The organism is Pantoea sp. AS-PWVM4 (genome assembly GCF_000468095.1).
Lineage (GTDB): Bacteria > Pseudomonadota > Gammaproteobacteria > Enterobacterales > Enterobacteriaceae > Pantoea > Pantoea phytobeneficialis.
Window position 1 is genome coordinate 253396 of sequence record NZ_ASZC01000005.1, and the last position, 19678, is coordinate 273073.

At 54.2% G+C, this 19678-nt stretch carries 17 protein-coding genes; 5 read left to right on the forward strand and 12 right to left on the reverse strand.

Annotation, left to right across the window (positions count from 1 at the left end; all coding sequences use genetic code 11):
- Window positions 1–169: 169 nt before the first annotated feature.
- From argR to yhcN (L579_RS07095), 4 genes are all read left to right on the forward strand, one after another.
- Entirely contained in the window at window positions 170–640 is a 471-nt protein-coding gene (argR, locus tag L579_RS07080; protein ID WP_013510710.1) for a transcriptional regulator ArgR, read from the forward strand.
- Window positions 641–1131: 491 nt separating this feature from the next.
- Complete coding sequence (gene yhcN, locus L579_RS07085; protein WP_021183588.1) at window positions 1132–1395, forward strand: peroxide/acid stress response protein YhcN; 264 nt, start codon at window positions 1132–1134, stop codon at window positions 1393–1395.
- 89 nt (window positions 1396–1484) lie between these two features.
- A complete protein-coding gene (locus L579_RS07090; protein WP_013510712.1) occupies window positions 1485–1757 on the forward strand; it encodes a YdgH/BhsA/McbA-like domain containing protein in 273 nt (90 codons plus the stop codon).
- A 103-nt stretch (window positions 1758–1860) separates the two neighbouring features.
- Entirely contained in the window at window positions 1861–2124 is a 264-nt protein-coding gene (gene yhcN / locus L579_RS07095) for a peroxide/acid stress response protein YhcN (RefSeq protein WP_013510713.1), read from the forward strand.
- Between the two features lie 57 nt (window positions 2125–2181).
- Here the strand turns inward: yhcN (L579_RS07095) and L579_RS07100 are convergent, their stop codons facing one another.
- The 4 genes from L579_RS07100 to aaeX all read right to left on the reverse strand — a co-directional run bounded on the left by L579_RS07100 (window position 2182) and on the right by aaeX (window position 5741).
- A complete protein-coding gene (locus L579_RS07100; RefSeq protein WP_036625663.1) occupies window positions 2182–2451 on the reverse strand; it encodes a barstar family protein in 270 nt (89 codons plus the stop codon).
- A gap of 186 nt (window positions 2452–2637) precedes the next feature.
- Complete coding sequence (gene aaeB / locus L579_RS07105) at window positions 2638–4590, reverse strand: p-hydroxybenzoic acid efflux pump subunit AaeB (RefSeq protein ID WP_021183590.1); 1953 nt, start codon at window positions 4588–4590, stop codon at window positions 2638–2640.
- 9 nt (window positions 4591–4599) lie between these two features.
- The gene (gene aaeA / locus L579_RS07110) at window positions 4600–5529 is read right to left on the reverse strand and encodes a p-hydroxybenzoic acid efflux pump subunit AaeA (RefSeq protein ID WP_021183591.1); all 930 of its coding nucleotides are present in this window, start codon (window positions 5527–5529) and stop codon (window positions 4600–4602) included.
- Between the two features lie 8 nt (window positions 5530–5537).
- On the reverse strand, window positions 5538–5741 hold the full coding sequence (gene aaeX, locus L579_RS07115) for a p-hydroxybenzoic acid efflux pump operon protein AaeX (protein ID WP_013510717.1): 204 nt from the start codon (window positions 5739–5741) through the stop codon (window positions 5538–5540).
- 269 nt (window positions 5742–6010) lie between these two features.
- Between aaeX and aaeR the strand changes: the two genes are divergently transcribed.
- On the forward strand, window positions 6011–6928 hold the full coding sequence (aaeR, locus tag L579_RS07120) for an HTH-type transcriptional activator AaeR (protein WP_036625599.1): 918 nt from the start codon (window positions 6011–6013) through the stop codon (window positions 6926–6928).
- A 142-nt stretch (window positions 6929–7070) separates the two neighbouring features.
- On the opposite strand, the gene tldD is transcribed toward aaeR, so the two are convergent.
- The 8 genes from tldD to csrD all read right to left on the reverse strand — a co-directional run bounded on the left by tldD (window position 7071) and on the right by csrD (window position 19631).
- On the reverse strand, window positions 7071–8516 hold the full coding sequence (gene tldD, locus L579_RS07125; protein ID WP_021183593.1) for a metalloprotease TldD: 1446 nt from the start codon (window positions 8514–8516) through the stop codon (window positions 7071–7073).
- Window positions 8517–8581: 65 nt separating this feature from the next.
- Window positions 8582–12397, reverse strand: a complete 3816-nt coding sequence (gene yhdP, locus L579_RS07130; RefSeq protein ID WP_021183594.1) for an AsmA2 domain-containing protein YhdP — start codon at window positions 12395–12397, stop codon at window positions 8582–8584.
- A 166-nt stretch (window positions 12398–12563) separates the two neighbouring features.
- Entirely contained in the window at window positions 12564–14033 is a 1470-nt protein-coding gene (gene rng / locus L579_RS07135) for a ribonuclease G (RefSeq protein ID WP_021183595.1), read from the reverse strand.
- The gene (locus tag L579_RS07140; protein WP_021183596.1) at window positions 14023–14616 is read right to left on the reverse strand and encodes a Maf family protein; all 594 of its coding nucleotides are present in this window, start codon (window positions 14614–14616) and stop codon (window positions 14023–14025) included. The genes rng and L579_RS07140 overlap by 11 nt, the downstream gene beginning before the upstream one ends.
- Before the next feature lie 8 nt (window positions 14617–14624).
- Complete coding sequence (mreD, locus tag L579_RS07145) at window positions 14625–15113, reverse strand: rod shape-determining protein MreD (RefSeq protein ID WP_013510723.1); 489 nt, start codon at window positions 15111–15113, stop codon at window positions 14625–14627.
- On the reverse strand, window positions 15110–16135 hold the full coding sequence (gene mreC / locus L579_RS07150) for a rod shape-determining protein MreC (RefSeq protein ID WP_021183597.1): 1026 nt from the start codon (window positions 16133–16135) through the stop codon (window positions 15110–15112). The genes mreD and mreC overlap by 4 nt, the downstream gene beginning before the upstream one ends.
- 195 nt (window positions 16136–16330) lie before the next feature.
- Window positions 16331–17374: a rod shape-determining protein MreB gene (mreB, locus tag L579_RS07155; RefSeq protein WP_003855260.1), complete on the reverse strand. Its 1044-nt coding sequence runs from the start codon at window positions 17372–17374 to the stop codon at window positions 16331–16333.
- Window positions 17375–17684: 310 nt separating this feature from the next.
- The gene (gene csrD / locus L579_RS07160) at window positions 17685–19631 is read right to left on the reverse strand and encodes an RNase E specificity factor CsrD (protein WP_021183598.1); all 1947 of its coding nucleotides are present in this window, start codon (window positions 19629–19631) and stop codon (window positions 17685–17687) included.
- Between the last annotated feature and the right edge of the window lie 47 nt (window positions 19632–19678).

A 19678-nucleotide genomic window follows, 5' to 3' on the forward strand; every position in this document is an offset into this window, starting at 1 on the left:
GCCACGCCGCGATTTTGGCGTAGCGGTAAATCTCTGTTATGATCGCCGCCCTCGCAGGTTATCCCGGCGAACCCCTCACCTGTTTATTGCATAAAAATTCATTTAAATGCATAATCATTTATCTGCATGGGCTTGTTGCCCAACGCATCCCTCTTTTTATTGGTAACCTATGCGAAACCCATCTAAACAAGACGACCTGGTTAAGGCGTTCAAAGCCCTCTTGAAAGAAGAGAAATTCAGCTCTCAGGGTGAAATTGTGCAGGCGTTACAGGAAGACGGCTTCGAGAACATCAATCAGTCAAAAGTTTCTCGTATGCTTACTAAGTTTGGCGCGGTGCGCACGCGCAACGCAAAAATGGAGATGGTTTACTGCCTGCCAGCCGAACTGGGTGTACCGACCACGACCAGCCCGCTGAAAAATTTAGTGCTGGATATCGACTACAACGATGCTCTGGTGGTGATTCACACCAGCCCCGGCGCAGCGCAGCTCATCGCCCGTTTGCTGGATTCGCTGGGTAAAGCCGAAGGCATTCTCGGCACTATCGCCGGTGATGACACCATCTTTATTACCCCCGCGCGTGCTTTTACCGTGAAACAGCTCCATGACGCTGTGCTGATGTTATTCGAACAAGAGCTATAAAACCCTGCCCGCTACCGGCAGATTACCTGCCGGTAACAACTCGGCCATTCCCTTTACCCGCCGTCACGCTTGAAGCAAAATCCTCAAGAAACAATACATTAAGTATATTCTCGTCCGTTCTCACGCCCTGTGACAATTGGTAGGACCTTTTATCCTGCTTAACCTTTCGCGCTATTTTACACTGCTTTACATATCAACATCAGCCATATACCCCACTCGCAGCGTATCAGCCAGCTGGATCAACCGTAATATTTCGCACAGAAAGATAAAATGACATAGGTCATTGTTTTTACATGTAATTAACAGGTGCTGTGCAGAAACCAGGCGGTTTTTATAACACTCAGTTATTAAAAGTTGTCATAAGGACAAAGAATAACAACCAAACATTATTAGCAGAATATTAATTTCATGAGTGATTAGATCTATACTTCTTTTCGTGATGCAAATCACACCAAACAAAAAGAGAAAAAACAGAAGACGAGGAAATAATCATGAAAGTTAAAACTACTATCGCAACCATGAGCATTCTATCTGCCCTGTCATTTGGCGCTTTCGCCGCAGATTCTATCAATGCTGATCAGGCAATGAATCTGCAACCGGCCGGCACCATCAGTGTCAGCGGCACGGCTGGTTCGCCGATGGATATCCATCAGCAACTGAGCGAAAAAGCAGACCAGCAAGGTGCTAAAGCTTATCGCGTGATCGAAGCGCGTAATGACAACACCTACCACGCGACTGCTGAACTTTATAAATAAGTTCGCCGAAACAAGACGCAATGTGAAAGGCAACCCATTTGAGACGCGATTGCGCTCAGGTTGCTGACCCAAATTCAGGAGAGTGAATCATGAAAACTAAATTATCTATCGCAGTGCTGAGCCTGGCTTCCGTTCTTTCTTTCGGTGCCAGCGCAGCAAGCCTGATTACCAATGAGCAGGCAGACACCATGAATCTGCAACCGCTGAACCAAACCATCAGCGTGAGTGGCCGTGATGGCGACCAGAACAACATCCGTCAGGAACTGTCCGCCAAAGCCGATGCTCAGGGTGCCAGCCACTATCGCATCATTGAAAACAATCAGAATGACACCTACCACGTCACTGCTGAACTGTACAAATAATCGATAAATGATTATCCGGCGCCCAAACGGCGCCTGGATATGAATCGACGACCCGCTACCCACTTACCACCGCAGGTTGTTGATTGTAATGAGGAGACGAACAATGAAAATCAAAGCAACCATCGCAACCGCTAGCCTGCTCTCACTGTTGACCTTCGGTGCCTCTGCGGCACAACTGGTCACGGCGGAACAGGCTCAGAATATGCAGCCTGCGGGGACAGTGACCATCAGTGGTACTGCCGGTGCACCAATGGATTATCGTGCTCAGCTGTCGCAGAAAGCCGATGAACAGGGTGCCAGCGCCTATAAAGTGATTGAAGCCCGCACCGGCGACAACTATCACATCACTGCTGAACTGTATAAGTAATTCCTCGTCAACTGCTTGACGAACCCTTTGGCCCCGCTCGCCGGGGCCCTTTTTGCGTTACTTCACATTAAAGCGGAGCTGGCCATCCAGCTCCTCTTCTGCTTCATCAAACAGCAAAATCAACGCCCCATAGCGACGCTTCTGTCCTGACCCTAAGTGAATAAACTCAATCTCCAGCGGTAACGGCATTTGCTCGCCTGTCACCACTTCCCAGAGATCGTCCAAATCAGTAATCGCCAGATCCGCCAGCGCAAAACGGTCACTGAACTGGCGGAAGAAGTGCGCCTGATCGACGATTTCATCGAAATCAAAACGTTCGATTCTCATCATGACGACTCTCTTTTCTGTACCACTGCCCATTAAACCGGGTAGCCTGCGTTGATATGTTTGTGTTGCTGCGGGGGTGTGGATGCCCTCCTTCCCCCTGACAGTTTGCATCCCGTCAGGAAAGTATAGATGGCATTACCGGTGGGTTTTGTGAGAGTGAGCCACCGCATCACGCGGTGGCTGGTTTCAGATTTGAATCAAGGTGTTCTGGTACTTACTCAGCATGCTGGCTAAACGTTTTACCGGCTCCGTTACGCTGCTCGGTGCCGCGTAGTGCTGGAGTTTCTCCTGATAGACATCCAGCTCGCGTAACAACTGCTCAAAATAGACACGTCGTTTATCATCGCTACGCGTCGAGATCACCTGGTCAGCAGTGGATCGCAGCTGGCGGTGATAGGCGGAGAGATCTGCATTGATCGGCACCTCGGCATTGCGTAAGCGTTGATGGCCGATAATCAGCGTCAGCGCGATACGGTATTTATTGATATCGCCGGGGAACAGATTGAGCAGCAGAAACAGTTGCTGATACAGCGCCGGTAAGTGATTCTCGCGACGACGTGCCTGATTGGTGGTCATCGCCGCCACCGCCGCATACATAAAGCGATTCAGCAACTTACGTCCGGTACGCGCCTTAGATTTGTCACGAATCAGCAGAATCACCATCATCGCCACAAAACATCCAATCACCTGGCCCAACACGTTGTCGAGAAACACGTTGAACTCGAACTTCATCGGGTTATCCAGTACCAGCACGTTGATGGTACCAATCAGGGCACCTAACGTTCCCAGTTGGCGACGCTGGACAAAGATGCCGCCAATAAAGCCCAGCAGACCAATCGCGATGCAAAGCAGCAGCATACTTTGCTGGGTTGCAGGCAGGACGTAGATAAAGTAGAGCGCACCCAGCGGCACTGCGACTGTCATACCGTAGAGGAAGTCTTTTGCCATCATCAATGGATTAGGGGTGCGCATCGCCAGTGCGGTGATTACCGCCAGCATCACCATACAGCCACTGCCAGAGGTCCAACCGGTGTACAACCAGAAAAGTGAGCCAATCGCCGTCGCCGCAAATGTACGTACGCCGTTAATCATCGCATGGTGGGTTTCGGCAGAACGCGCCTGAATCACCACTTCACGTTGCAGAATACCGTCTTCCAGCGTGGTGATACGGCTGTTGCTCCTGACGCCGTTAATCAACAACAAGTATTCGGTTGCTGCTCCCACCCAGCTGGCTAAGGTCAGCGGTGTGGATTTGCTGCTGACGCCAATTACCCGGCGCATGATTTTCATGCGCTTGTGCACGTCATCAACGCTTTTGACCTCTTTCTCGATCAGCAATCGATACTGGGGCGGAATGTAGTCCGGGCGGGAATTCTGGATCAGGAAGGTTTCAGCGGCCTGCGTAATCAAGGTCAGGGATAAAGTATTCAGCATTTGCAGACGACGGCTGCTGTTTTTCCAACGCGAGGATTCCATCATCAACTGGCTGCGCATGGTGTTCAGCGCCGTAGTGCGGCGCACCAGCGCGCTCCAGGCTTTGTCGACTTCTTCTTTATCGCCGTGCGCGACACAAAGTTGCAGCAGTTTGTAGTGCGCCACCAGCAGCGAATCCACTTCCTGGTCGATCACTTTTTTAATCGAACGGGGCGAGAAAATCATATCCGCCAGAATGGCACACAAAATACCCAGCACGATTTCGCTACAACGCTCAACCGCAAACTGCGGAGCCAGCGTCAGCCCACCACTGGCATCGGCGGTGACGACGATAATCAGCGCGGTGTAGCCTGCCAGACCCAGGGCGTAGGAGTTTTCGACTTTAATCAGCGAGGAGAGCCAGACGCAGAAGCCGGCCCACAGGCAACATAACAGCAGCATCACTACCGGGGCACGCACCGTGGCGATCATGATGGTCAGAGCTGCCGCGCTACCAATAAAGGTCCCGATAATACGCAGGATGCCGCGATAGCGCAGCGCGCCGGAGTAGGGATCACCTCCGGCGACAAAGGCGGTGCCACCCGCCACAATCCCGGCGGTCATCACCGCCCAGCGCGGCGTTTCCAGATTGAAGTGAAAGCCGATAATCAGCGCCGCTACCAGCGCAAATGTCAGCTTCACCGGGAAACGCAGGAACTCAATCATATCGCCCTCTTAACCAAACTCACGCAGGCGATTAAACAATTTGCTCATCGGTGAAGCTTGCGTCTTACGATCCTTCTCACCGGTAATCACCACGGTAGCGGTGGTGCCAGCCGGGAAGCGATTGCCAGGCTGATCGTCGAGATGAATACGCACCGGTACACGCTGCGCCAGACGCACCCACTCCAGATTGGAATCAACAGTGGCCATGCCTTTACTGTCATTGGTGCTGCTGCTGTCGGTAACACCGGCTGCGATGCTGTCGACGGTGCCACGCAGCACGGTATTGCTACCCAGCGGGGTAATTTCCGCACGGAAGCCCGGGCGTACGCCATCCAGCTTGGTTTCTTCCATATAGGCCAGCACGTAGAACGTATGCTGCTGCACCAGAGCCACCGCCACTGAACCACGGGTAATAAACTCGCCTTCATAGACGTTAAGGTTGGTCACCCAACCGTCAGACGGTGCCTTGATGGTGGTACGATCCAGGTCGATGGCCGCCAGATCGCGCGTCGCAATAGCTTTCGCCAGCTGATGCTCGGTGGTGGTCAGATCGTTGTTGGCCTGGTCAATGGCTTCACGCGACATCGCGCTGGTGCCGAGTTGGTTACGGCGCGCCGCTTCACGACGTTTTTCGTTGGCGACAGCCTGGTAATACTCGACATCGGCCTGTGCTTCATCCAGCGCCTTCTGGTAACGGGGGCGGTCAACCACAAACAGGGTATCGCCCTTCTTCACCAGTTGGTTATCACGGACCGGCACCTCGGTGATCAGGCCGGTCACATCCGGAGAGATCGCCACGACATCGGCAGAGAATTTAGCATCACGCGTCCACGGGGATTCGGTGTAGAACACCCAGGCGCGGAAGATGATCACGATAGCGACGACAACCAGCAGGAGAGTAATCGCGTAGCGCGCGATTTTTCTTATTAGCGCTTTCACTTAAAACCTCAGACGAATAAACGGGATACAAGGTAAAACACACAGCAATAAAGCGCTGTGTTAAAAAGTGCCGGATGCCAAACCAGATCGTACAATCCGCTGGGCGTCAGCACGCGTTTCACCAGCCAGAACAGCGCCAGCGAAACTATGAGTTCAATGAAGATGGGCGGGAAAGACAGCCCAAATACGACAAATACCGGAAGCACACTCATTTCGGTTCCTTAGTTCGACCTTGCCGGATTGCACCGATACCTGCCCGCATGCCACATGGCACAAGGGGTTGATGATAATGGGATGACGGGTAGACTGATGGCAACATTCAGGCCGTTTGAGCTAATCATAGCGTATCATCTGACAAACACAGGCAGATTCACTGCCGTGTTAAGGTGCGGTGAAATGACCCAGCGTGCGTATAGTAACGCGCTTGACTATACGTTATCTACATATTGTGAGCTAAATCACTTTTTAGCCAGAGTAAACAATGGAACGACTTAAAGGCATGTCCATCTTCGCCAAAGTGGTTGAATTAGGATCCTTCACCGCCGCGGCACGTCAGCTTCATCTTAGCGTTTCGTCGATTAGCCAGATAGTCGCGAAACTGGAAGATGAGCTCCAGGTCAAGCTGCTGAATCGCAGCACCCGAAGCATTGGCCTGACCGAAGCGGGCAGAATTTATTATCAGGGCTGCCGCCGCATGCTGGCAGAGGCGATGCAGGTCCACGAGCAACTGTATGCCTTCAACAACACGCCCATTGGTATTTTACGTATCGGCAGCTCGTCGACAATGGCGCAAAATGTTCTCGCTGATATGACCAGCGATATGTTACGCGAATATCCGGGTTTGAGTGTCAATTTAGTCACCGGCATTCCGGCACCGGATTTGATTGCTAACGGGCTGGATCTGGTGATCCGCGTCGGTGAGTTGCAGGATTCCAATCTGTTCTCGCGTCGCCTGGGCGCGATGCCGATGGTGGTATGCGCGGCCAAAAGCTATCTGGCACAGCACGGCACGCCGGAAAAGCCTGGCGAGATCGATAATTTTTCGTGGCTGGAATATAGCGTGCGCCCGGATAATACCTTCGAGTTGATTGCGCCGGAAGGGCTGGTCACGCGTCTGACGCCGCAGGGACGTTTCGTGACCAATGATTCGCTAACGCTGATCCGTTGGCTGAAAGCCGGGTGCGGTATCGCCTATGTCCCACTGATGTGGGTGATAAACGAGATCAACACCGGTGAGATCGATATCCTGTTTTCACAGTATCAGTCGGCCCCCAGACCGGTTTATGCGCTGTACACCGAAAAAGATAAACTGCCGCTGAAAGTGCAGGTGTGTATCGACTATCTGACCGAGTATTTCAAACGGGTAGCGCGCCAGTATCAGCAGCACCGTAAAAACTGAGCATAAGTACTGTCGCGGCGCGATTTATCGCCCAATGCGTATCCGTACTCATTCGTAGCGGCGCGATTAATCGCGCGTTTTTTTGCCATCGTAAAGGTCAAAAGAGCGCGATTAATCACGCCGCTACGGTTCAGTGCTTGAATCAGGCGGTTCCGCCGACCGTGAGTTTATCCAGCTTCAGTGTCGGCTGCCCCACACCCACTGGCACGCTCTGGCCTTCTTTACCACAGACGCCAACGCCTTTATCCAATGCCAAGTCGTTACCCACCATGGAAATCTGCTGCATGGCTTCGATACCGGAGCCAATCAGCGTGGCACCTTTTACCGGTTTGGTCACTTTACCGTTCTCAATCAGATAGGCTTCCGATGTTGAGAACACAAACTTACCGGAGGTGATATCCACCTGGCCGCCACCAAAGTTCGGCGCGTACAGGCCATATTCTACGCTTGCGATAATGTCCTGCGGCGTGGATTTCCCCGCCAGCATATAGGTGTTAGTCATACGCGGCATCGGCAGGTGCGCATAAGATTCACGACGGCCATTGCCGGTAGGGTTGACGCCCATCAGACGCGCATTGAGCTTGTCCTGCATGTAACCCTTCAGCACACCGTTTTCAATCAACACGTTGTACTGTCCCGGTACGCCTTCATCGTCCACCGCCAGCGAACCACGCAGACCCTCGATGGTACCATCATCGACCACGGTACAAAGTTCAGACGCCACCAACTGGCCCATTTTGCCGCTGAACACCGAGGTGGCACGACGGTTAAAGTCGCCTTCAAGACCGTGTCCAACCGCTTCGTGCAGCAGCACGCCCGGCCAGCCAGCGCCCAGTACCACCGGCAGCGTCCCTGCCGGAGCAGCAACCGCCGAGAGGTTCACCAGCGCCATCCGCACCGCCTCACGCGCCCAGGCATCTGCACGCACTTCACCGCTTTCATCGGCGAGGAAGAATTCATAACCGGTACGTGCGCCGCCGCCGCTGGAGCCGCGTTCACGTTTACCCTGATCTTCCACCTGAACGCTGATCGACAGACGAACCAACGGACGCACATCAGCGGCCAGCGTGCCATCGGTCGCTGCCACCAGCACCTGCTCATAAACCCCGGTCAGGCTGGCATTCACTTCCTGGACACGAGGATCAGCGGCGCGCGCCACTTTATCCACGCGATGCAACAGGGCGATTTTGTCTTCACGCGTCAGGCTATCCAGCGGATTGACCGGTGCGTACAGCGAGCGGTTGATCACAGCCGAAAGGGTATGGGCTTTGCCATTGCCCTGCTCGCGTACGATGCTGCGTGCGGCTTCAGCCGACTGGCGCAAAGCATTCAGGGTGATCTGGTCAGCATAGGCGAAACCGGTTTTCTCACCGCTGACCGCGCGAACGCCGACGCCCTGATCGATATGATACGAGCCGTCTTTAATGATTTTGTCTTCCAGCACCCAGGATTCGTGGAAACTGGACTGAAAATAGAGATCGGCATAGTCCAGACGACGTTCTGAAAGCTGCCCTAACAGGGAAAAAAGGTCCTGCTGATTAATGCTGTTCGCAGTTAGCAACTGCTCACTTACCAGATTCAGAGTCATCGTTTCTCACTCATTTTACGCTCAGATATTTCATAGCCTGCGGCAATTCCCCGACGGCGTCAAATTCACTTCTTGTCGTTTTCGCGCGGTTTGCGTAGCACTTCATTGATTTCCGGCTTATCCAGAGGGCCGCTGATGTGGTAACGCAATAGCGAAATTTTACTCCACAGTGGTCCCAGCACTTTACTGGCGGCAAATACCGCCGCGCCGACCACCGGGTTGATCACAAACGCGGTTGCGACGCCCACGGAGGCAGAGATCTCGGGTGCCACCACCGCTTCCATATCAATCTCGCGTTTCACCAGGTCCACTTTACCCTGCATGGCGATATCCGCTTCAAGACCATCCACCAGCAAGTTATCGGTATGCATCACGCCATTTTCAATCCATGCGGTGCCGTTGATCGAGTCAAAAAAGAAGCCCTGACTGAAGGTGTCGCTGAAATCAAAACGCAACTTACGCAGTAACGCATCAAAACTCATCAAACGCAGCAACTGTCCGGCACGGCCGGTATTCACATCGGCGATTTGACCTTTACCAAAATGGGATTTCAGCGTGCCACTCAGCGTCGGCTCTGAAGGTTGCCACGGCGCAGAACGCCAGTGCAAATCGTAGTCGACTTTAAAAGGCGCATCACGCAGCGGGGTGTTCACGCCAAACCAGTTGGTGGCATCGTTAATGTTTTTGCCACTCAGCGTCCCTTTCAGAGAAGTACGCTGCTCACCCGGTTTATTCACCCACTCACCATTGATACTCAGCTTCGAGCTACCGGTGTCCACCGAACCGTTAGTAAGTGCTAACGTATCGCCACGCGGTTGCAGCAGCGCCTGCATATGGCCAAATTTCTGCCCGCGCAGCCAGCACTCCTGGCAGCGCAATTGCAGGGCTGGCCAGCCAGAGAAGTTAATTGTGGTGTTGTCACTGAAAGGTGATGATGTTTCACCCTCTTTTCCTGCCCATTCCGGATTGTAATAGAGGTAACTCAGCGCCAGCTGCCACGGAGCATTTTGCGCAGTCACCAGACTACCGCGTGCTTCGCGGCTATCCAACTGTACCTGAGTGTTACCGGTCGGCCCCTGAGTCACCGTCGCATTGACATCATGCCACTGCTGGCCCGCCAGGGTCAGCGCCGGTGTATGCAACGTGACATCACCCGGCAGCAACGCACCACCGACACTGGTTTCCCCCTGCGCATTGCGCGAACCACCGGTGCCTGCCAGCAATCCCATCCAGGCTTCACCGTTAATTTCCGGCAAATTCAGCACCATGCCGCGATTTTCCGGCAGCTTCGGCGTGGTTTTTGTATCATTGAGCCAGATACCACGATCGACCCGCAATTGAGGTTCCAGCAGCCAGCGGCTGTTAAAGCGATGATTTCCCAGCACGCTACCACTCAGTTCGAATCCGTTGAGATTACCATTGGCGGAGATTGTCACCGGCATCGCCGCTCCCGCTTTCTTATCCAGCGGAGCAGGTAAGTGACTGCTTACATCTTTGCCATCACCACTCAGATCAACCTTGTAGCTGGCCCCACCTTTATGCGGCAGAGTGATGTCGACATTCCCCTGCCACGCCAGGTTGCCGCTTAATTGGCTGGTGACTGTCGCGGGCAGCATCTTCAGCTTCGCCAGCTGCCAGTCGCCCAGCAGCTTAACGTTGACGCCAAAGTTGTCCGGGTTCTCCTGGGTACTGAAGCTGACGCCCACCGGCTGCCCGAACCAGTTCGCCTGCATCTCCTCGCTTTCCAGGTTGCCATTGTTATAACGGAAGCGCCCGGTCAGGTTGTTCAGCGTGGTATTCAACGGTTTGATGTGCAAGCTGTTATTGTTCATCACCACATTACCGCTGGCATGAACCAGCTCGCCATCCAGCGGGATGTCGAGATTGAGATGGCCGCGGGTGTTGCCTTTAATCTGCAATTGTTGCAGGGCGGCCCCCAGCGTCGGTTTGAGCGGCGTTTGCTCGAAATAATCGGCAATCTGCTTGCCCTCACCACTCAGATCGCCGTCAATAATCAGCTTCTCTTTCAGGTAATCCGGGATGATCGCGCTGATATTGCGGGCGTCCACCTCTCCCAGTTTCGCCTGTTCGGCCTTCATCCACAGGCCGTCATTGACGAAGTCGAGGTCAATGTCGAGATTATTGATTGCCGGCCAGCCGGGCTGGAATTGATAGGTAGCCTGACGTAACGGCACCCACACTTCAAACATGCCGTCGTTATGCTTAAACGGGAAGAGTGTCGGATCGCCGGCAAACAGCAAGGTGGCGTTATCCACCTGACCGCCTTTAATGGCATCGCTGAGATAGTGGGTCAGGCCGTGGCCCATCAGCGGTTCCGGGAAATAACGCCAGGCATCACCGGCATCGGTAACACGAATACCCGCCAGGATATCGAGACGCGGGGCTTTGCCGAGATTTTGCTGGTAAAGAAAATCCCCGCGCGCCCATAGCGAACGCGCCTTCACGTCCAGTTGATGGCCATCCAGGGTCAGGCCATTGCCATCATGTCGCCAGTTAAGCTTGCCGGTAACCTGCTGAATTTGTAGCGGAGCCTGGAACATGTCGCCGTAGGGCACTTCTGCCTGCCCCATCGCTACATCCAGCATGCCATTACTCAGGCTACCGCTGGCGCTGCCGCTCAGATTGCTGATGCCCGGTAACAGCTCCCAGTGCTGCCAGCTTAAATCTCGCCATTTGGCCTGAAGGCGGGTTTGCTCCGGCTGCTGCAACGGAATATCCAGCGCCAGCGCTTCAATCTGCCCCTGCGGCTGTAGCGCCCGCCAGTTATCAAACATCGCCGGAGAGAGGGGCTGGAACAGCGGCACCAGCGGTGCCAGACGTTGCAGATCCAGTTGGGTGGCACGCACGCGGATTTCCGGCGCGTTATTCGCCCCAAGCAACTGTTTATCTTCCGGTCTCCACAGCAGCGAGAAATGTCCCGGTGCCCAGGCGACACCATCGGTGCTGAGACGGGTTTGTGGTACGGACAGCATCCAGCCATTCTGGAAGCGCGACAGATGGGCCGTTAAGCCGTCCACCTGCAACTGATGATCGCCCTGATCGCCACGCCAGCGCGCCCCGCCCTGACGTAACAGCAAATCGCCAGCATAGACATCGCCATCACGCAGGTTGACCCACGCAGCAAGGCTGAAACGTGCACTTTCGAGGCTGGTGTTATCACGCAGCCAGCGGCCAATCCACGGACGCACATCCACGTCATCCGCCTGCATCCAGATACGCCCGGTATCCAGCAAGCCATTATTATCGCTGAGGTCAAGACGTACCTGTACCACGCCATGCTGCCCGGTAAAACTGGACAGGCTCACTTCCCCTTCCGCACGGTGGCGCGTTTTTTCGTTCAACCAGGTCAGGCGAGGGATCGCCAGCTCGGCGTGTTGTCCGGAGGGCGTGAGAAAACGGATACTGCTGTCACGCAGGTCGAAGTGGTCAAACTGCCGCAGGAAAAGTTCGTTGATTTGCGTGGGTTTGAAGCTGTTTTTCTGTTCATCGCTGGTCAGGAGTTGGCGATTGAGTTCAAGGCGCATCTGCCAGAAGGTGAGATCACGAAACTGCCAGCGCCCCTGAAGCAACGACTGCCAGATATTCAGCGCCAGGTTGACCCGACCAATATGCATTTGCCCCTGATCTTTCAGGGCAATGTGCAGATCGCGGATCTGTAACGTGGGGCCGAAGTTTTCCCACCGGCCCTGCAACTCACTGGCCTGTACCGGCACGCCAGTGACGCGCGATACGGCTTGCAAAATGTCGCTGCGGTAGCTGTTGAGATGCGGCATGACGAGGCGCAGCCCGCTGACCAGCAGCGCCACAATAACGATGATTGTGGCGAGCAGCAGTAACAAAATCCTCGGCAACCGCCTCACACACCTCTCCTTGTCTTCCGCCGGATTACGGATCGATACCTCTCATGCCCTGACCGTTATCAGTGCGGAACAATCGGGACGAAAGCGCATGTTAACCCAAAAAAGGGGGTATTTTTAGCCCGATTCCATGACAAAACGTCGTGCAAGGCCAGCATTAACAAGAAAATTACATCATCACAACGTCAAACTGCTCCTGCGTGTAGAGCGGCTCAACATGGACTTTCACCTGTTTGCCGACGAAGATCTCAACTTCGGCTAACGCATGTGATTCATCGCTCTTCAGCGCTTCCCCCACCGCCGGTGACACGTACACCAGGAAACGGTCTGAATCGTAGGCATGGTGGACACGCACGATCTCACGCATGATCTCGTAGCAAACAGTTTCCACCGTTTTCAGCGTGCCGCGTCCTTTGCACACCGGACAATCAGCACACAGCACATGCTCGATACTTTCGCGCGTGCGTTTGCGGGTCATCTCAACCAGCCCAAGCGCCGAGAAACCGTTGATCCCGGTTTTAACCCGATCTTTACTCAACGCGCTTTCCAGCGAATGCAACACCCGGCGGCGATGGTCATCGTTACTCATATCGATGAAATCGATGATGATAATGCCGCCAAGATTGCGCAACCGTAGCTGACGAGCAATTGCCTGTGTCGCTTCGATATTGGTGTTGAAAATGGTTTCGTCCAGATTGCGATGGCCAACAAACGCACCGGTATTGATGTCGATGGTGGTCATGGCTTCGGTTTGATCGATGATCAGATAACCGCCGGACTTCAATTCAACTTTGCGATCAAGCGAACGCTGGATCTCATTCTCCACATCGTAGAGATCAAAGATGGGTTGCTTGCCACTATACAGCTCCAGCTTGCTGGCCATCTCCGGGATATATTCACCGGTGAATTCCACCAGCAGATCGCAGGTCAGACGCGAGTCTACGCGGATGCGGTCCAACGCGGCCCCGGCGAAATCTCGCAACACACGCTGCGCCAGCGCCAGTTCGCCATACAGCAGGCAACGGGTCTGGTTACGCTTTTTGCGTTCACTGACTTTGGTCCACAAACGCTTGAGGAATGCAGCATCCTGCGCCAACTCCTCCTCGCCAATGCCTTCAGCAGCAGTACGGATGATAAAGCCACCAAGATCATCACAATAGGCGGCCACCACCGCTTTCAGGCGTTCGCGCTCCGCTTCGCTTTCAATACGCTGAGAAACGCCAACGTGTGAGGCTCCCGGCATAAATACCAGATAACGCGATGGCAGGGTAATGTCGGTGGTCAGGCGTGCACCTTTGGTGCCAAGCGGATCTTTGACCACCTGCACCATCAGGTCCTGCCCCTGACGCACCAGTTCGGCAATATCGCGTACGCTGAAATTCTTCTGCTCATCACCGGCAACACATTCGGTATGCGGCATGATATCGGAAGCGTGCAGAAAGGCAGCCTTATCAAGGCCAATGTCGACAAACGCCGCCTGCATGCCGGGTAGCACACGGCTGACGCGTCCTTTATAGATGTTGCCCACAATGCCACGGCGCGCTTCGCGCTCGATGTGGATTTCCTGCAAAATGCCGCCATCAATATAGGCGACGCGCGTTTCAGAGGGTGTCACATTTACCAGCAGTTCAGCCGTCATCTTGTCCCCTTAGCGCACGCAGCGACTGGAAATTGCTGAGCAACTCTCCGGTCTCAACCAGCGGTAAACCCACCACTGCGTGATAGCTTCCATTAATTTTGCGGACAAAGTTTCCGCCAATGCCCTGTATCCCGTAAGCGCCGGCTTTATCCATCGGTTCGCCACTGGCGATATAGTGCGCAATTTCTTCTGCCGTGATCTTGCGGAAAGTCACGTCTGTAACAACCAGGCAATCCAGCTGTCGCTGACGATCGGCCAACGCCACTGCGGTCATAACCTGATGTGTCTGCCCGGAAAGCTTACTCAGCATGTGCTGAGCATGGTCGGCATCGCGTGGTTTTTCCAGCACTTCGCCATTCAAAACCACGATGGTGTCAGCACCCAGTACCGGCAGATCCTGCGGGGCAACCTTCACACCAGCCGAAGCTTTATCACGCGCCAGACGGCAGACATAGGCTTCAGCAGCCTCTTCAGGCTGACGCTGCTCTTCCACATCCGTGATCAGACGTTCAAATTGCAGGCCAAGCTGCGTCAACAGCTCACGTCGACGCGGTGAACCGGAAGCCAGGTACAGGGTTATCATAGTTTTCCTTACTGAACAGCGAACTGACGGCGAATCTTTCTCATTAATAAGAATAGCCAGGGCCAGAGAATGCCGTCGACAACGCTACTCCAGAAGATTTCCGGACGAAAGGAGACATTGATCACCAAAAATTCCGCCCAGAAAACAATAACATCCACCGCCAGCGATAGCACCATAACCATTAATGCCTGCTGCCACAACGCTAAGTTACGGAAAAGCTGGAATTTAAAGGCTACCAGATAGGCGATAATACTCAACGCCAGCGCACGTACGCCCAGCGTTGAGCCTGCCACCAGGTCCATGATGGCACCCAGCACAAAGCCAGTACCCACATTCACCCGATGTGGCAGCGCCAGTACCCAATAGATCAGGATCAGCAACAACCATGATGGCCGGAACATATAGATTTGTTCGGGCCAGGGCATGATTTGCAGGATAAGGGCAATCAGAAAGGACAGCCAGATAACCCATCGGCCCTGGCTGCGATAGCTACTCAAGGCTGGCCTCCACGCGAGTTCGCCGGTGTTACCTGCGAACTACTGCCACTATTGGCAGGTGCGGGTGGTCCCATTTGTTGACTGGCTGGTGCAGGTGGCCCCATTTCACCGGCGGGCGGTAACACCTGCGGCATCATCTGCATTAAACGTTCATTAGCGACACGATGCACTTCATCCGGCGCCATTGGCATATCGCCGTTACGATCGGCACCCCACAGCAGCAGCAGATAGCGCAGACGCTGTAAGCCCGCCGTTGGATGGGCCTGGATAATGGTGTACGCACGCTGCGTATCCACTTTCACCGATGACACCACACCCACCGGATAACCTTCCGGGAAGCGACCACCCAAGCCCGAGGTCACCAGCACATCACCCACACGAATGTCGATGTTGCCCGGTAAATGTTCGAGTTGCAGGTCTTCATTACAGCCGTTACCGGCCGCAATCACGCGGATATCATTACGCAGCACCTGAATAGGCAGCGCATGGGAAGCATCACAGATCAGCAGCACACGGCTGGTCACCTGACCTACCGCCACCACCTGTCCGACAACACCTTTATCGCTGATCACCGGCTGGCCTTCGTAAACGCCGTTTACGCTGCCCTTGTCGATAACCACCTGATCGGTGTAGGGATCGGTGCCAGTGGAGATCACCTGCGTCACCATTTTGTGTTCATCCTGACGCAGCGGTGAGCCAAGCAGCTCGCGCAGACGCGCGTTTTCCTGCTTGTATTGCCCCAGCATGAGCAGGTCGCTGTTCTTCAGGAAGAGTTCACGGCGCAGCGCTTTGTTTTCCTGCTCCAACTGCTGGCGAGATGCCAGCGTGGCAGAGACGCCGTCAAGCAGCTCTCTTGGCCCGTTTGCCAGGAAGTAAAAGGGACTGACCGAGGTGTCCAGGTAGTTGCGGATCTGGGAAAAAGAGCCCACGCGACTATCAGCGATAATAATCGCGATCGCCACAATGACTGCCAGAAAAAGGCGCAACTGCAGGGATGGCCCCCTGCTAAAAATCGGCTTCATAAAATCTGCGTGTTCCTCGACATCAGGGAAGAAGCGCGGGTGTTAAGACCTGCGCCTCCATGGCTGGACGCATCATAGTCATATCCCCTTTCTTCAAATTGCAGGTACGCTGATTACATGCGCTCCCACAGCCTGAATAAGGGGTCAGGCGCTAATTCCCTGCGCAATTTGACCAGGGTCACAGCCGATGAGGATTTACTCCTCGCTGAACAAATCGCCGCCGTGCATGTCGATCATTTCCAACGCTTTACCACCACCACGCGCTACGCAGGTCAGTGGATCTTCGGCCACGACCACCGGAATACCGGTTTCTTCCATCAGCAGGCGATCGAGGTTACGCAGCAACGCGCCACCACCCGTCAGCACCATACCGCGCTCGGAAATGTCGGAAGCCAGTTCTGGCGGGCACTGCTCCAGTGCCACCATTACCGCGCTCACGATGCCGGTCAGTGGTTCCTGCAACGCTTCCAGGATTTCATTGGAGTTCAGCGTAAAGCCGCGTGGCACACCTTCAGCCAGGTTACGTCCGCGCACTTCGATTTCGCGCACTTCGTCACCCGGATACGCAGAACCAATCTCATGCTTGATACGCTCAGCGGTCGCTTCACCGATCAGCGAGCCGTAGTTGCGGCGTACATAATTAATGATAGCTTCATCGAAGCGGTCACCACCAATACGTACTGAAGAGGAGTAGACCACACCGTTCAGCGAGATGACGGCCACTTCAGTGGTACCACCACCGATATCAACCACCATCGAACCGGTTGCTTCAGATACCGGCAGACCGGCACCAATCGCGGCTGCCATCGGTTCTTCAATCAGGAATACTTCACGAGCACCTGCACCCTGCGCAGATTCACGGATGGCACGGCGTTCAACCTGGGTTGCACCCACCGGCACACACACCAGCACGCGTGGGCTGGGGCGCATAAAACTGTTGCTGTGCACTTGCTTGATAAAGTGCTGGAGCATTTTTTCGGTCACGAAGAAGTCAGCGATAACGCCGTCTTTCATCGGGCGAATAGCGGCGATATTGCCTGGTGTACGACCAAGCATCTGTTTAGCGTCATGACCAACGGCGGCTACGCTCTTTGGGGAGCCGGCACGATCCTGACGAATGGCAACCACGGAAGGCTCGTTTAGCACGATGCCTTGTCCTTTTACGTAAATCAGGGTATTCGCGGTACCCAGGTCAATGGACAAGTCATTGGAAAACATGCCACGAAATTTTTTAAACATACTAAGGGATAATCCTGCAAGCTGGGGGCGGAAAATAAAATCCGCCTACTTTACCAACCACGCGAAGCCGCTACAAGGCGCAAAAACGTTCCGCTTCGGTGAAAAAATGTGCTAGCTAAATTTTACAGCATTGTATGCCACGGTTAGCTAACGATAAACGGCGCTAAGCCGCCGCTTTTACGGCTATTCGCCCAGCCAGCACGGGCGATTCTGGACATAAAATCTAACATTTCCCATCATGCTGGAGATCGAGAAACTTCACGTTTACACCTGGAAACAACTATCAGCGTCGTTATCAGGCTTAGAAGGACTATATCCGGTAACGTTGCGAATGCTTTTTCACGTTACTGTTTACCGGCAGCGACGGCGCAAAGAAATCGCCCTGCCCGCCGGATACGCCAAGCCCCGCCAGCGTTTGCCACTCCGCACGCGTACGTACGCCAGCCGCAAATACCTTAGTCGGCGTGGACTTACACACCTCCAACAGGCTTTGCACAAAAAGCTGATTTTCCGTGCGTCGTTCAATATTGCGCACCAGACCGGGGTCCAGTTTGATTAACTCAACGGGAAATTGCTTGATGTAGGCGCTGCTTACTACCGTTAACCCCGCCTGGTTGACGGCGATGCGACAACCAAACGCACTGAGCATTTTGAAAACCGGCACTAAACGGTTGATGTGTTGACAAACATCCGCCTCGGCAAGTTCAAATAAAAAGCGTTTTCTTTGCGATTTACTGCACTGGAGTAAAAGTTTTTGCAACCAGCGCTGAAAAGAACGCTGTACCAGTGAATCAATATTCACCGGCAACGCCAGCGTTTCATCGGGCCACACCTCTGATAACGCAGCGATACGGGTCACCATCTGACGGTCCCAGCTTTCAGCCATGCCCAGTTGCTGTACCAACGGCATGAACTCCGCCGACACCACTTCTTTATCACCATCAAAGACGCGAGCCAGCATTTCACGGTGATGGACTTTACCGTCCAACAACACGGCGGGCTTCTGATACAAACGTGGTCCACCACGGCTCTGGGTGTTCTCCAGCAAGGTGCGCCAGCGCACGCTGCCACGTCCCATCTCAAGAGGGTTGCCCTCGCCAATTGACCAGCTGTTCCCCCCTTGCAACGCCGCACGACGGGTCGCCATTTCAACATTTTCCATCACCTGCGGCACGCTTTGCCCACTGCGCCAGGCGCTGATACCAATATGGATGAGATCATCGCGATCCAGCATGCGCATCGGTGGCAATGAATCCACCGCATTGATCAGTTGATCGGCAATACTGTTTGCTTCTTTCAGGGTGCGATGCGGCAGCAGCACCGCGAAGTCGCTGCGGAAATAGCGCGCCAGCAAGGCGCCAGGATAACGCAGCACAAAGGTCGACAACATGTTAATCAGGTCAAAAAGATACTCTTCAGCCAGTGCCGGACCGAGGGTTTCATGATGCGTTTCGAGATCGGGCAAACGTACCATCATCACCACGCCATGCGTGCCGACATCTTCCTGATCTTCTAACAGGGTCGCCAGTTGGTTGTCGAAGAACAATCGATTATTCAGACCGGTACGGGAATCCTGCGCGGCAAAGGTGCGAATTAAAGTGTCGATACGCAGTCGCTGTTCGCCTGCTTCGCGTAAATCATGTAGCAGCAGATCAATGGCGTGGCTGGCTTTGGGCGGCCATTCCGGCGCCTCTCCAACGCGCGACTGACGATCGCCCGCCAGAATACGTTCCGAGCGCGCTTCCAACCGCTCCATATTGCGCCAGTGACGGTTCAGCCAGCGATGCGTCATCACCAACAGCGAGGCCATGATCAGCACCACGCTAAAAATAACGATCAAGGTGTAGGCACCCGTGAAGGAACGAAACCAGGTTTTGGCCGGGTCCAGTACCACAACGCGCAGCGACAGACCGGATGAGTGCACCAGCGGCAGATCAAACTGAATAAAGCGGTTTGGCTCATCCTCCAGCATCGGGTTTTCATGGCGAGCCAGGCGAAACAACGTGCGGTCACCGCTGTGTAATTCGAGTTGTTCAGCATTGATAACCGGCATCAGACGCGTCAGCCATTGCGTCAGATCCTGGGGCGACTGGGTGAGCAGGGCTTTGTCGACTTCGGTAGCCAGCGTTTGTACGCGGGTTTCAACGCGCTGCTGTGATAGCCAGATAAAACTAAAAGCGCAGCCGACCAGCATCAGTAACATCGCCAGTAAGCTTAATAATGTAATAAACGCAGAAAACTTCGTGGTTAATCGCATCCCTGTGCCTGTAATCACTGCGGTTATGAATGGAAAAGAACCGTCTG

Coding starts and splice junctions, on each gene's coding strand:
- argR (WP_013510710.1), top strand. CDS start 170: ATGCGAAACCCATCTAAACAAGACGACCTGGTTAAGGCGTTCAAAGCC.
- yhcN (WP_021183588.1), top strand. CDS start 1,132: ATGAAAGTTAAAACTACTATCGCAACCATGAGCATTCTATCTGCCCTG.
- L579_RS07090 (WP_013510712.1), top strand. CDS start 1,485: ATGAAAACTAAATTATCTATCGCAGTGCTGAGCCTGGCTTCCGTTCTT.
- yhcN (WP_013510713.1), top strand. CDS start 1,861: ATGAAAATCAAAGCAACCATCGCAACCGCTAGCCTGCTCTCACTGTTG.
- L579_RS07100 (WP_036625663.1), bottom strand. CDS start 2,451: ATGAGAATCGAACGTTTTGATTTCGATGAAATCGTCGATCAGGCGCAC.
- aaeB (WP_021183590.1), bottom strand. CDS start 4,590: ATGATTGAGTTCCTGCGTTTCCCGGTGAAGCTGACATTTGCGCTGGTA.
- aaeX (WP_013510717.1), bottom strand. CDS start 5,741: ATGAGTGTGCTTCCGGTATTTGTCGTATTTGGGCTGTCTTTCCCGCCC.
- aaeR (WP_036625599.1), top strand. CDS start 6,011: ATGGAACGACTTAAAGGCATGTCCATCTTCGCCAAAGTGGTTGAATTA.
- tldD (WP_021183593.1), bottom strand. CDS start 8,516: ATGACTCTGAATCTGGTAAGTGAGCAGTTGCTAACTGCGAACAGCATT.
- rng (WP_021183595.1), bottom strand. CDS start 14,033: ATGACGGCTGAACTGCTGGTAAATGTGACACCCTCTGAAACGCGCGTC.
- L579_RS07140 (WP_021183596.1), bottom strand. CDS start 14,616: ATGATAACCCTGTACCTGGCTTCCGGTTCACCGCGTCGACGTGAGCTG.
- mreC (WP_021183597.1), bottom strand. CDS start 16,135: ATGAAGCCGATTTTTAGCAGGGGGCCATCCCTGCAGTTGCGCCTTTTT.
- mreB (WP_003855260.1), bottom strand. CDS start 17,374: ATGTTTAAAAAATTTCGTGGCATGTTTTCCAATGACTTGTCCATTGAC.
- csrD (WP_021183598.1), bottom strand. CDS start 19,631: ATGCGATTAACCACGAAGTTTTCTGCGTTTATTACATTATTAAGCTTA.